General features: G+C 53.3%; 10 protein-coding genes. All 10 read right to left on the bottom strand.

Annotation, left to right across the window (positions count from 1 at the left end):
* Positions 1–57: 57 nt before the first annotated feature.
* Positions 58–2,457, bottom strand: a complete 2,400-nt coding sequence (locus MKY58_RS03865; protein WP_339323539.1) for a hypothetical protein — start codon at positions 2,455–2,457, stop codon at positions 58–60.
* A 98-nt stretch (positions 2,458–2,555) separates the two neighbouring features.
* Positions 2,556–4,184 carry an extracellular solute-binding protein gene (locus tag MKY58_RS03860; RefSeq protein WP_339323538.1) on the bottom strand — a complete coding sequence of 543 codons (1,629 nt, stop codon included), beginning with the start codon at positions 4,182–4,184 and terminating at the stop codon, positions 2,556–2,558.
* Between the two features lie 7 nt (positions 4,185–4,191).
* Positions 4,192–5,088 carry a carbohydrate ABC transporter permease gene (locus MKY58_RS03855; RefSeq protein ID WP_339323537.1) on the bottom strand — a complete coding sequence of 299 codons (897 nt, stop codon included), beginning with the start codon at positions 5,086–5,088 and terminating at the stop codon, positions 4,192–4,194.
* A gap of 25 nt (positions 5,089–5,113) precedes the next feature.
* Positions 5,114–6,028: an ABC transporter permease subunit gene (locus tag MKY58_RS03850; protein ID WP_339323536.1), complete on the bottom strand. Its 915-nt coding sequence runs from the start codon at positions 6,026–6,028 to the stop codon at positions 5,114–5,116.
* A 164-nt stretch (positions 6,029–6,192) separates the two neighbouring features.
* Positions 6,193–7,908 (bottom strand): sensor histidine kinase, encoded by a 1,716-nt coding sequence (locus tag MKY58_RS03845; protein ID WP_339323535.1) that lies wholly within the window; start codon positions 7,906–7,908, stop codon positions 6,193–6,195.
* A 3-nt stretch (positions 7,909–7,911) separates the two neighbouring features.
* Positions 7,912–9,435, bottom strand: a complete 1,524-nt coding sequence (locus MKY58_RS03840) for a response regulator (RefSeq protein WP_339325041.1) — start codon at positions 9,433–9,435, stop codon at positions 7,912–7,914.
* A 249-nt stretch (positions 9,436–9,684) separates the two neighbouring features.
* On the bottom strand, positions 9,685–10,518 hold the full coding sequence (locus tag MKY58_RS03835; protein ID WP_339323534.1) for a MurR/RpiR family transcriptional regulator: 834 nt from the start codon (positions 10,516–10,518) through the stop codon (positions 9,685–9,687).
* Positions 10,519–10,582: 64 nt separating this feature from the next.
* Complete coding sequence (locus MKY58_RS03830; protein ID WP_339323533.1) at positions 10,583–11,347, bottom strand: PHP-associated domain-containing protein; 765 nt, start codon at positions 11,345–11,347, stop codon at positions 10,583–10,585.
* Positions 11,344–12,489, bottom strand: coding sequence for an ABC transporter ATP-binding protein (locus MKY58_RS03825; protein WP_339323532.1), 1,146 nt, complete (start codon positions 12,487–12,489; stop codon positions 11,344–11,346). The genes MKY58_RS03830 and MKY58_RS03825 overlap by 4 nt, the downstream gene beginning before the upstream one ends.
* Positions 12,490–14,316, bottom strand: a complete 1,827-nt coding sequence (locus tag MKY58_RS03820) for an iron ABC transporter permease (RefSeq protein WP_339323531.1) — start codon at positions 14,314–14,316, stop codon at positions 12,490–12,492.
* Positions 14,317–14,342 lie beyond the last annotated feature (26 nt).

The following is a 14,342-nucleotide window of genomic DNA, read 5'->3' as shown; positions in this document are numbered from 1 at the left end:
AACATACTTTTGCCAATGGGGCGCTGCATTCAAACATATATTGTTCTATCGGCGCTGCTAATTCGCTCCGATCTGCTCCGGTTCCCCCCGGGTGAACACTTTAACGCTGACAACCGGCTTGGGATCTCCCTTGAATTTGCAGCTGAACGACAATGTCTGCCCGCCTGCGGCTACAGTCGGCGCCTCGGCGGATGTCTTGACGGTTCTCAGGAGATTCCAGTTCCGATCATAGATTTTGCCTTCGGAGGCGCCCTCGCAGACCAGATACTCATTGGCGGCAACTTCAGTTTCGAAGGTCATATACGTGCCATTCGTATAAATCGTCGGACGCTCTACTGCCGCATCTTCATTACCGTAAGAAGGCATCACGCGCAGGCAGAAACGGAGGGGCTGAGCCGCATACTTGTTGTAAAAGGCCCAGTCAGCACCGCCCGGCTGGCCGGGCTGCAGCTCTTCCGGGCTGCAAACAAGCGGTTTGGAGATAGCAATCGGATACAGATTCCATCTCCCCCTTCCCGCTTCCTCCAGATGCCAGTCGCTTTTCGCATCGCAAAGCCGCTGACGCTGCTCCGCGGTAAAAACCTGCGCATGCCGGGCTTCCTCCCAGACACGCACGCTATCGAGCAATATATTGATATTGCCGTTACGCTCAAGTACAGCCATGTCGGCCACCAGTGAGAAGCCGGCGTTAAATCCTGCGGCTTTCGACAGCACCCATTCTATTTCATCCAGAGCAGTCGCTTCGAAGCGCTCCGAAGCAGAACGGATCAGGAACCAGCCAAGCATGGGCGGTATGAAATTTCGTTTGAAATAGCGCTGGTTGCTAAGCCGAAGTTCAAGCTGGCCTTCCCGGGTGAGAGCACCCCACGGTTCACCCCAATTGAAGCGGGTAAATATATGCCATAAATAATTCGGCACGACAATACTCGCATCATTGATGACCTCGCTGCCCCAGCGCTCGTAGCACATATTCACGAACCGGTTGACGCCGTAACCGTCCTGTCCTGTCGCATACAAGCCTTCCAAACCGTCAAACGAAATTTGCTTTAGTCCAGCCTCGGCCATCAATCCGCCAATCCGTTCACTGAACCGGTCCTGCAGCCGGATATTCGGGAACACAACATCATACGGATGATCCCATAAACGGCCGATTTCCGTTCCTTCCAGATGCGGGGCCGGGGCGGTTCCGTGCATGCCGCGTTTGACACCTGTCAGCTTCCACGGAGCGTTCTCCGAAACACCGCCATATTCGATGAGTTCCTGATCAATCTTGGCCGTACGCCGGAACAAGTTGGCTGTAAACGGCCGAGGATCTTCGATCCCGATCTCCTGGTCGAGCGCTCCGATCGATGCCGTCAGCTTCGCCGTGCCGACCTTTGCCAGTCCTTCATCAGGAACGGGAGCGACGTAAGGATCGTTCAGCGTCGTGAAGTTGGACAAGGTATGAATGCCGACATGCACCCCTTCGTTCTCCGCCAGGTCGACACATCGCTTCAAGCTTCGGTCCCCGTCAGGGAAATGCTTGGGCTTCAGCTTGAAATGCCCCCAGTTCTCAAACGGATCCGGATGGTATACATAGTTCAAACCGGCAAGCCTCGTATACCGTACGGCCGCTTGGATCGTCTCCTCAGAAAAATCGGTAATCAAATATGACCGGGTAGCCAGGGGCGACGTTTTCCCCCAGACACCGTCAAATTCCGGATGAGGCAGCCCTTCCCCAAGCTCAATCGCTTCAATTGTCGCCAGCACCCGATCAACCGGGCAGCCGAACAAGGCAATTTTGGTTCCCGGAATATGGGCGTCATCACCGTCCATCCCCTCTACTTCTGCATTCGGCAAATTCCATACCGGGCGGTGCGCGGGTTTGGTCCTGTTGCGGGCGAATGACTGCAGCAAGCTCCCCCCCTTGACTACAGGCCAGGCCGTAGACACTTCGTAGTCAAACTTATTGTCGGACAGCTGACGTCCGCCGGAATCCGCATTGTCGCTGACGGCATAGGTCGGCTGGACATATGCCATCCTTCCCAGCTCGGCTGGCCAGCCCCCGACGGTTTTTATATTCAGCGCCTGCATCCCGATGGCAAAATCACCGCCTTGAACAACGCCTACCGACTCTCCGATCGAGGCGTCAATCGACATGACGATCGGTCCCCAGATCAAGGTATCCGGATCCGCACCGTCGATACGGATCACCTCAAAGGTTGCGTAACATTCCCTGCTTGCTATGGAAACGGTCACGATCGCGCCGCCAGGATAATGTAACGTTAGCTCCCCGGACGCCGCATGGTATTTTGCTGCTGAAGGCGTTTCCAGCTCTTGCCCGGTCGCAAGACGAATGAGCGGCGAATTGTACGCTGTGTTCACATACGATTTCTCGCCTCCTGCATCCGAAAGCGCCGTCACTTCCCCGGTATCGCTGATTCGAATAGCCATCGATCCAGCCTGTATATTAAGCATGGTTTGGTGTCCTCCTTAATGACCTCTAACGTTTTAGGAAATGTAAGGAGGCCCTCTTCATCTAAAGCCAGAACAAGGCCTCCCACTTTTCTAACAGATTATTTTAAATTTTCATCATATATTTTTTGAGCTTCTTCCAGCACCTTGTCTCCGCCCATCTTCTTCCACTCGGCAACAAATTTATCGAATTCATCGAGAGATTTGCGGCCCGTTATAAAGTCGATATAGGTAGTGAGCGTGAACTGGCTCAATTTATCTTGATAATCGTTGTACACCGGCTTATTGAACGGTGATAGAATATCAATCACTTGTGTGCCTTTCGCCCGGGTATCTTGCGCCAATTTGCGCAAGTCTTGATCCGACGTATATGCGGTTTGGAAATTGTAATCATTGAAGGAGCCTGGCAAAGAGAAGCCGCCGATTCCCGCTTTTTTGCGTACTTTTTCATCATCGTACGGCGGGATGAATTCGACCGTACCTTTATCGCCCTTCTTCCAGTGCTGACCTTCCACGCCGAAGTTCATCAGCTCATACATAGCCGGCTCAAACTCCGTAGCTTCAAATACCTGCATATATTTGATCAGCTTGTTTTGATCCTGTGCCAGCTGCTTGCCGAACATGATGCCGGAAGCGAAAGCCGGATTGTATTGCGAGATACCGTAGCTGCCGCTTGGACCCTTAACGCCGCCCACCGTTTCAAAATTAAAATCCGGATTCTTCTTTTTGAGCTTGTCGTACCATTGTTCGCCTCCCAGGAAGGCATTGCCCGGAAGGAATGACCACCAGTAGTATTCTATGGCGCCGATCTTGTCGGCCAGCACTTTATCCTCAACGTTGCTCCCTTTGTTAACGACAAATTCAGGGTCGATCAATTCATTTTTATACCAGCGATTCAGCACGGTAAGCGCCTCTTTGGCCCCCGGCTCAATCTCGCCGCGGACAATCTTGCCGTCTTTTACCCGGAAAATATTCGGATACGCATCAAAAGCGCCAAATACGGAGCTGAACATCGATTCGATATTATCTGCCGAAGCGGTGATGCCATAGGTGTCCTTTTTGCCATTGCCGTCCGGGTCGTCATTCCGGAATTTGGTCAGCGCCGTTTCCATTTCTTCCAGCGTTTCCGGCGTTTTGGCGATACCGACCTTCTTCATCCAGTCACTGCGGAAAGCAAGCTGGATGCCGTCGATTCCGATATCCCATATAACCGGCAGTCCATAGATTTTGTCGTCTCTTCTTACATATTTGAAGGGATCGTCGCCCAGATATCTTTTCAACCATGAAACGTATTTGGGCATATGCTGCTCGATGAGATTCTGCGGGATCTCAGTCGCAACCCCTTGCTCGATCAGCTTGTCGTAATCCGGGAAGTTCGGTTCCTTCCACCAATCGGGGATTTCGTTGGAAGCGATCATCAGGTTCAGCTTTTCTTTCATTGCATCTCTTGATGAACTAATAAAATCAATATCGATGTCGTACTCCTGTTTCAGCTTCTCAACAATGGGTGAATTCGTGGTTGTCGCATCATCCAAATTCCAGAATGTCAGCTTCATCTTCTCCTCGGCCTTGGTTCCATTCTCCGAGGCACTGCCGGGATCGGCTCCCTTGGGGGATTCCGTCTTGCTGCAGGCCGACAGGACCGAGATAAGCAGGGCGCCTGCCAATATTCCGTTCAACCAGCTTCTCTTCAATTCAATCATCCCTTTCTTGAGATCGCTTTCAAACATGAGCAATTCAACCTTTAACCGCGCCGATCATAACGCCTTTAACGAAATATTTCTGAATAAACGGATACACCACGAGCATCGGAATAATTGAAAGCATGACGACCGTCGCCTGCAGCTGCCTGCCGGAGAAAACAGTCTCCTTCCCTATGTTCTGGATCACATTATTGATATCTGTCATATCGTTCTGAATGATGATTTTGCGCAATACAATTTGCAGCACCTGCTTGTGCGGATCTGAAATATAGATCATGCTGTCGAACCAGGCATTCCAGTGCCCGACTCCGACCCACAGAGCGATGGTGGCAAGTACGGGTTTGGAGAGAGGAATGACGATTTGAACGAATATTCGAAGATAGCCGGCGCCATCGACCCTAGCCGATTCTTCCAGTTCATGCGGAATGGATCTGAAGAAATTTCGCATAATCAGTACGTTGAACGATCCGATCATACCGGGGATGACAAGTGCCCATAGCGTGTTCAGCATATGAAGTTCTTTGATGATGAGGTAAGTAGGGATCAAGCCGCCGCCGAAGAGCATCGTGAACAAGATGAAGCTGGTCAGTGTCCGATTGAACGGAAGGTCTTTTTTGGCCAGCGGGTAAGAGGACAGCGCCGTGAAGAATACGGATAGAACGACGCCTACGGTCGTACGAACAATGGTATTCCAGTACCCCCTCCACAGTTCATCGAACTCCATGGCCAGTTTGTAGCTTCCGAATGTCCATTGCTTGGGGAAGAGAACGAGGCCCGTGGCATAAGCAGCTCCTTCCGTATCCGCTCCGTCAAACGAAATGACAATTTGCGTCCAGAACGGGTACAGCGTAGCGATCATAATCAGCAGCATGATAAGATACAGCAGGGCGTCCACCACTTTGTCCCCCGCCGTCTTCTTGATGTTCATCATACCGACCGCTCCTTCGTTAGAAACTCTACCATAATGCGTGCTCCTTCCCGCCCAGCCGCTTCACGACAGTATTGACGGCAACAATCAAGATTAAAGCGATAACCGATTTGAAAAGCCCTACGGCTGTAGCATAACTGTAGTCCATTTCAACCAGGCCTTTGCGGTACACATAGGTGTCGATAATATCCGCGACGTTATACACTTTGACATTGTACATATTGAAGATTTGATCGAATCCGGCATCCAGTATGCCCGACATGGACAGAATGAGCATGATAGCGATTACAGGAGCGAGCATAGGGATGGAGATATAGAACATCCGTTGAAAACGTCCGGCGCCATCCATGACAGCCGCTTCATGCAGTTGGGGATCAATATTCGATAATGCAGCGAAATAAATGATCGAGCCCCAGCCAAAGCCCTGAAAGATGGACGTAACTACCAGAATCGTCCGAAAGTAGCGTTCATCTGCCAGGAAGAGCGTCTTCTCGCCGCCAAGCAGGTGGACAATCATATTGACCGGACCATCAAGCGAGAAAATCGTAAAGAAAATCCCCGCTAATACAACCCAAGAGATGAAATGCGGCAAATACGATACCGTCTGTACCACCCTTTTGAATTTCGTACTGGTAATCTCGCTTAGCATTAAAGCAAACAGAATCGGAACGGGGAAACCAAAGAGAAGTTTGTATACACTGATCATGAGCGTGTTTCGTAGCACTGTGTAGAAGTAGGGATCTTCAAAAATCATTTCAAAATGCTTGAACCCGACCCAAGGACTCCCTAAGATTCCCTGCGTAATCTTGAAATCCTTAAAAGCCAGCAGCACACCATACATCGGAGCATAGTTGAAAATGATGTAATAAATGACCGCCGGAACCATCATCAGCAGCAGAATACGGTACTGTTTGATCTTTTTTCGGGTATCTTTTGTCAGCATGCGTTATGCACCTTGGATGTACACGATTCTTTCATTGCCATCACCCCTTTCTATAGTGAAAACTATAGCAGAGGCTCAACGTAAAGAAATTATCAAATATTTTGGAAACGATTCAGTTTTTTACGGATTTCATGGGGCTTGTCACCGGCCAAAATTCGTATCATCTATTCCATGGTATTTTGTTGATATTTCGGGACGGTGATGGTCATGATCGTGCCTTGCCCGAGTCGGCTGCTGACGGAAATCCCGTACTCCGGCCCGTACAGAAGCTGTATTCGGTCATTCACATTTTTAAGTCCGTAGCCGGTGGAATGCGCCGTCAGAATTCTCTCGGCCGTATCCGGCGGCATTCCCGGCCCGTTATCTTCCACGTCAAAGACAATCGTGTTGTCACATACCCTCGCCCTCACTGTCAGCAGGCCGCGTTCCGCCTCCTTTTGGTCAATGCCATGGAGGATCGCATTCTCGACAAGCGGCTGAAGGATCAGATGGATCGTATGGTAACCGTATACCGCTTCCTCAATTTCATATTCGACGTCAAAGCTGTAATCACGCATGATCTGGATAATTTCCACATAGGACTTCATATTTTCGAGTTCATCCCTGACGGAGGTAATGTTGTTCCCCCGGTTGAGCGCCGTCCGGTAAAACCTCGAAAGAGAGGTCACCACGTGGCTGATCTCATGAGAGTCGCTTTTGATCGCCTGCCAGTTGATGAAAGATAGCGTGTTGTACAAAAAATGCGGGTTGATTTGCCACTGCAGGGCTCTGAGCTCCGCCTCCTTCTGCACGATTTTGCTGCGGTAGGATTCGTCAATCAATTCATTAAGCCTGAACAGCATCCGTCCGAACCGGTTTGTCATCTCCCCGATCTCGTCTCTGGACGTGCTTGCCACCCGAAGGCTCAAATCCCCCATCTCTACCCGCTTCATCATAGAGTTGAGCGCATAAATGCGCCGAATCATCGTTCGGGAGAAAATATAAATAATAACGAGCAGCGCAGCAATGCAGATCAGAATCAAACCCAGGGTAACCCTGATGATCGAGCCGGCTCCCTCTGTTAATTTCTTCGTTGGAACAAAGCAATAGAAAGTCCAGTTCGTCTGCTGGATTTCCTTCTTGACCAGAAAAAATGAAGTTTGCCCGTCGACGATCATACTGCCGTCTTCTTTCGACAAATCCCCGGACAGCAGTCGTTGACGCTGGCTGGCGTTTGGGTTGGCATAGATTAATCGCTGGTTCTCATCTGCGATAAAAATAGCATTATCCTGCAGTGTATCCGATAAATTAAACAAATCCTTCGCATTGATCCTCATATAGACGAGGTTCGTATTTCCTTTCGCATAAAAGTTGGGGAATTGCGCAGTCACGATCAATCCGTCGTCGAAAAACCATTGATTCCGGTTTGGAGCGGCCAGAAGGGCGTCATGGTACCACCGCTCCTCGCTAACCCGTGATGCGGAGAGAAGCGCATCTCCAAATTCCGGAACGGAGCTTTGGGTGTAGAACGTGATCTGTTCAATGTTCTGGTCCATGTTTTTCATCATGTTAAAATACGGCAGCAAGTAGCCGTTCAGATCGCGTGACAAATTAACGAGGTCGATATAGTCGTTCGTCACGATTTTCTCAAAGGTCGCATTATAAATAATAGATCGTATCGTATGATTGTACCGTTCCAGAGACTTCTCAATGCTCTCCGTGATCGTGCCCGCGTTCTTTTCAATTCCCTGCAGCGCCTGATACTCCAACATTTGCTTGGACTGATGATAGGCGTAGAGCCCGAGCACCAGAATGGGGATAATGATGACCGTCAAATAGGATACGAACAGCTTGTGCTTGAAACGCATCCGGTCAAATAGCCACAACCGCTCCCGTCTCATGGCTCACTGATCTCCCCGGTATTGTGATGGCGATACGCCATAGTGGCTTTTGAACAACGAACTGAAATAGGGAAAATTGCTGTATCCCACATCCTGACTGATGTCGATAATTTTACGATTCGTCGTCAGCAGCAGTTCCTTGGCCTTCTCCATCCGGTACATGGTGATGAATTTGTTGATACTGATCCCTTTTTCCTTTTTGAACAAATAACTTAAGTAGCTTGGAGACAAATAGACCTGCTTCGCCAGCCATTCCAGCGACAGATCGGTTTGGTACTTGGTATGTATCATCCGAACGACCTCCTCGATTGCCTTCGGCATCCCGTCCCTGTACCCTTCGCCAGAGGGGATATGCTCATCCAAAATAGCCTGCATCACCCTGCGCAAATCGTGTAATCTGGCAGCGTTATTGATTTTCTCAAGCTCCTTCTTGAACGAGCCGGGTTGAATGCCCGAAGTAACGTCAAAGATCGATCTGACGATCTCCATGCACACATATTTGATGTAGACGACGGAGAGCTGCTTGCAGTTCTGCACGGTGTCGAACAATTGCTCGAACCTCAGTCTGACAATGCTCCAACGGCTTAACTGGATATACTGCTTGATTTCCTCCATGGCATCATTGACGGAAGCCATCATATCGCCTTCCCCCGTCGGGACCGTCCGGTTTGCCTGCAGCACGGTTCCTTCCTCCAGAAAAAAAGAAATCTCCAGAAGGGGCTCCAGCTCCTGGTACGCCTGATACAGCTGATTGGACTCGTCAATCGGACCGCTGACAGCAACCATCATGTTCTGGCCGTAATCTTCCTTGACCCGGTTGATGATTTCCTGACCGAGCTCTGTAAACACCTCCACCGACTCATCCGCAGCAGCTTCAACGAGAAGCAGCCCCTGAAACTCATTCAAATGAATCAATTCAGAACCACGGTCTACCGCCTCCGCCAGCTTCACTTCAAAGTCCTCCCGGTCAAACAAACGGCTGCGCGAAGTCAGCATCAGCATACGGATCAAGGAATAGCCGCATATGCTGCTGATCGGCATCGGCACCGGTTCCTTCACGGCTTGCCCTAGAATGAGATTGGTGAGAATCTTCTGCTTCTCGAAACGGACCTCCTTCAAGTAGGCTTGCTGCATCCGCTCCTGCTTCTCTTTCTGCAGCCGTTCCTGTTCACACTGCTGAATCACATGGGACAATACCTTGATGAACTCTCCAACCTGAACCGGCTTCAGCAAATAGCGTACCGCCTCCAGGCTGATGGCGCGCTGTGCATACTCGAATTCGCCGTAGGCGCTCATGAAAATAACTTTGATAGGCCGTCCGGATTCCCTTACTTTCTCTGCAAGCTGCAGCCCGTCCATTCCCTTCATCCGGATATCGGACAGCAAAATATCGACGTCGTGGTGATCGAGGTAAGAAATCGCTCCTTCGCCGCTTCCCGTTTCGGCAATTTCCAGATCAAATCCATATTTCTCTACCAAAAAACGGACGCCATCCCGTTCAAACTTGTCGTCGTCAACAATGAGCATCTTCAGCACATCTTGCACCACCTTATACCCAAACATAATGAATTTAATTGGAAGGCATATACGACCAACTCTGCACGCCCACTCAGCAAAGTTCTCCATCTTCGCGCCTGAAGGCCAAAATATAAAGCGTTTACAATTTGGAACAATTCTAACACAAAAGTAAAGGATGAATAAGATCCTCATCAGTGCATGGACAAAATGATTCAAAAGCAATAGATTGCTAATAGCAAAAAAGCCGCCATGCAGGCTCTAAACCCGCTTTGGCAGCATCTTCGAATATCGTTGCCGCAGCTCGTGCAGCTCCTCGCTTCCCGTGACCGCCTGTTCGCCCATCTGCTTGCCGACGGCGACGATCAGCGACTCGAGCAGGGCGACCGGGGCGACCATCGAGTGGAACTCCCAGAGCTGGCCGCGTGCCGTAAACAGGGTCACGTCGGCCTTCTCCAGCATCGGGCTGACCGCCAGATCCGTGATCAGCAAGGTCCGGCACCCCTTCATCCCGGCATAGTCGAACAGCACCGACAGTTCGGGCGACTCGGATACGAAGCCGAACATGACGATGAGGTCCTGCGGCTGCACATGCACCAGCAGGTTCAACAGCTCATGCCCGCCGCGGTCGAGCCGCTTGACCCTCATCCCGAACCGGGTCAGCCGGAAATCGGTCAAAGCCGCGAGGCTTTCGGCGGAGCCCGGCCCGTAGAGGTACACGGTCCCCGCTTCGCGCAGGAGCGAAGCCGCCCGGTCGAACGACTCCTGGCTCAAACGGTCGGCCGTCTGCCGCAAATAATCCGCACCGACGAGCAGGCTGGCGGCGGCGTCATTTTCGTTCATTTTGGAAAACGCGGACTGCAGCTTCTGCGACGGGGACAGCAGCATTTCGTCCTTTACCTTCTGCTTGAATTCCTTCAGGTTTTTGCATCCGACCTCGGACCAGAAACGCGACACCGTCGACGTGCTTACCTGGCAGGCGGCCGCGATCTCCTCCTCCACCATAAACGGGATATCTTCCATATGTTTGCTGATATAATCCGCGACCCGCTGATGCCCGCGCGACAGTTTCTGGCCTTCCAGCTCCAGATTCATGGGCTTGCCTCCTCTCCCAAAGGGATGAATGAACAACGGCCTAAACGATAAATGAAATGAAACGTTAAACGGCCTTCACTTCGACCTTTTTCTTCAGCAGCTTTTTCACCGCGTTTGCGGCTCGGACCTGCAGATGCAGGCTCGGGGAAATGAATCGTTTGCAAGCCCCTTCCCGGATCGCGGCCTTCAGCTCGGCTACCGTTTCGTAGTTCCCCGGCAGCTCGTTGTACACGCATCCGACCTGGAACATCTGGTGCGCGTCGCTGCCCGCCACGACCGGCACGCCCAGCTCCGCGCCGAGCGGCAGCACCAGGGCGATGTTTTCCTGAATGCCGATTTCATGCAGATCCTTGCCGTTGAGGTCGAAGGCGTCGAACCGGCGCAGCAGCTCGCGATCCACGTGATACAGATGGTTGGACTCGCGGAACGGGTGTCCGCCGATCACCATCATGCCCCGCGGTTCGCACATATCGAACAGCTCCGCAAGCCCGATGAACGAATCCGGCGTCGTATGCGGCTCAAGCAGCGCGCGAATTTCAAGCAGCGCGTCCTTCGGCCCCGAGACGAGGATGTGTCCGCCTTCGGCCACGTCCACTTCCATGCCCGTAAAAATTTTGAAGCCGTCGCGGTCATAATAATGGTTGTTGCACGGCAGCAGCCGGTCGAGCGTCCCGTAGACCTCGTCGAAGCGGCGCGTATTGAAATGCTCGGTCAGCGTAATGGCCTCAAGCCCCTGCTCGCGGGCCTCGTCCAGCATCTCGTTGAAATGGTCCATGGAAAAATCGGTTTTTTTGGACAGTTTAACATGAAAGTGAAAGTCAATTTTCATCGGTGTATTTCCTCCAATATAGGTGTAATGGTCGACACGCCCAACTCCTGCCGTATGCCTGTTTCACGGTCGTACAGGTTGATGCGGTCCTTGCGGAAGGTCGCATACAACACGCGGCCCGGAGCGTAATCCGGATCTCCCATGACGCGGGCGCTCAGCTTCTCCTGACCGAAGGCCGCCCTCACCAGCGTCTCGCCGCCGGCGGGCAGCACCTCTTCGACCTTCACCGGGATCGAGCCGGGGACCCGCGCTTCGTGCAGCACGACATCCTCCGGCCTCAAGGTCAGGACCACGGCGCGGTCCGCTCCGCCGCCCAACGGCGCCGACAGCCGGAAGCTGCCGAGCGGCGTTGCCAGCATGGATTCGCCTCCGTTCCGGCGGCACATCCCCTCAATCCGGTTCAACGGATAATCCGAGCTACCCATGAATTCGGCCACCTGCAGCGTCCGGGGACGCCGGTACAACTCCCGCGGCGTATCCGCCTGCACGAGTTCGCCGCCGAAAAATACCGCGACCTTCGTTGACAGAGTAATCGCTTCGTGCTGGTCGTGCGTCACATAGACGATCGTCGTACCCAGCTCGCGGTGGAGCCGCTTCAGCTCGGCGCGCATCTCGGTCCGCAGCTTCGCGTCCAGGTTCGAGAGGGGCTCGTCGAGCAGCAGGATCGACGGGGACGTCACGATCGCCCGGGCGATGGCGACCCGCTGCTGCTGCCCGCCCGAGAGCTCGCCGGGATAACGGTCCGCCAGCTCGGAGATGCGCATTTTGTCGAGAGCGGCCATGACGCTCCGCCGGACCTCGGCCTTCGGCTGCTTTCGCACCTGCAGGCCAAAGGCAACATTGTCGAAGACGGTCATATGCGGCCACAGAGCATAACTCTGAAACACCAGGCTCACGCCCCGCTTGGCCGGATCCAGATGATACGCCAGGCTTCCGTCGGCCACCCGGTTACCGGAAATCACGACCATCCCCTCATTCAGCTTTTGCAGCCCTGCGATCGTCCGAAGCAGGGTCGTTTTGCCGCAGCCCGACGGACCGAGCAGCGTCACGAAATCCCCCTCTTCGATCGTCAGGTCGATGCCTTTTAAAATATGCTTCCGCTGCACATGCACATGAATCTGGCGCAGTTCAATCGCGTTCATTCATTGCCCTCCCAATCCTTTGGTCAAATCGGCCTTCCCGAACTTTACCGCAAGCGCGTAAACCGCCACGACGATCGCGATAATGATCATCAGCACGACGTTGGTCAGCTGGTCGTATCCTTTTTCCACATAATAAAAGGTGAGCGTCGTCAGAGTCTCCGTCCGCGGCGTCACGAGCATGATGATCAGCTCCATCTCCTTCATCGCCCCGATGAACACGAGGATGAAGGCGGACAGCAGGCTCTTGCGGCTAAGCGGCAGCAGCAGGCGCTTGAAGCGCGTAAACCAGGAGGCGCCGCCAAGCACAGCCGCTTCCTCCAGCTCCGGTCCGATCTGCATCATGGCGGCGCCGCCCGCCTTGACGGTAAAGGGCAGCTCTTTGACTATCGTGATCAGGATTATGATCGTAATCGTGCCGTACAACGCCGGAATGAACAGGACCGGTTTTGCGAACATCGTAATGTAAATCGCCGCCAGCGAAATGCCGGGGATAAAATACGGGAAAAACGAAAGCTGGTCCACCAGCTTGCCCATGGCCGTATTTTTGCCGCGGGCGACGGCGTAGCCGAACAGCAGCCCGAGCACCGCGGCCGCAACCGAGGCGATGCCCGCGATCACGAGCGAATTTTTCAGGGCGAGCAGGAAAATCGGGTTCTGCAGCACGCCCTTTTCTCCAGTGTTGATATTCGGATCGGAACCTCCCGCCCAGTAATGAAGCGTGAAGTTGCCGGGACTGAACGAGCCGTTTTTCAGCAGGAACGTTTGCAGCAGCAGCACCAAAAACGGCACGACCGCGACGGCCACCATCCCGGCCACCGTCGTCACCGCAGCCGGAAGCCGCCATTTGCCCAGCGGCATGTGCGTTACCGCGCTTCCTTTGCCCGACACGGTCACGTAGCTGCGCCGGCCGCCGATGAGGCGCTGATTGTAATAGATCGCCAGCATGGTGATCAGCATCAGCGTCAGCGACAGCACGTTTGCCTCGGTCGTCAGCCGCGAACGCATGCTGGAATACAGCATCGTCGAAATCATGTAGAAGTTGACCGGGGTTCCGAGCAGGGCAGGCACGCCGTAGGCGCTGACCGCCTTCGTGAAAATCAGGATGAAGCCCGACAGCACCGACGGCAGCATCAGGGGAAACACGATCCGCCGCAGCACCTGCAGCCGGCTTGCCCCCGCCATTTCGGCCGCCTCCTCCAGCTGGCTGTTCATCGAGCTGAGCGCCGCGCCAACCAGCAGAAAAAAATATACGCTGTCGTGGATGGAAAGGGTCAACACGATCGGCACGAATCCGTACGACAGCCAGTCCGGCGGCGCCACATGCAGCAGCGACTGCAAAATGCCTGGCGTGCCGCCGATTTTGTCGTTTTTGAAAAAGGTCAGCCACGCCTGGGACAGCATCCACGAAGGCAGCAAATACGGAATGATCGCCAGAAACGTGATCGTCTTTTTCAGCGGAACGTCCGTCCGCGTCACGAGCCAGGCAAGCCCGCAGCCGAAAACCATGGACAGCGCCGAAACCGTCACCCCCACCGATAAAGCGTTCAGCACCGGCTTGTAAAAAAGGGACCAGCTCATGTCGCTCGCCAGCACGCGGCTCCAGTGGTACAGCGTCAGGTGCCCCGGATCCGCCGCGGGCGTGAGCCGGGCATCCTGGGTTTTCCAAATGAATGTCGAGTAGATTAAGTTCAGGACCGGCCAAACGATGGTGTACGCGAGAAACAGAAGGGCCGCCGCCCCAATAAGGTACAGCGGATTCCGCAGCGCATTGCGGCACCGGTTCAGCCATCTGGCCTGCCACGTATTCAGCATGGGTTTATGCAGCATCCGGATTTCCTCCTGCCTGTGTCATT

The organism is Paenibacillus sp. FSL W8-0194, assembly GCF_037969745.1.
Taxonomy (GTDB): domain Bacteria; phylum Bacillota; class Bacilli; order Paenibacillales; family Paenibacillaceae; genus Paenibacillus_AQ; species Paenibacillus_AQ cookii.
This window is presented reverse-complemented; position numbering and strand designations above follow the sequence as displayed.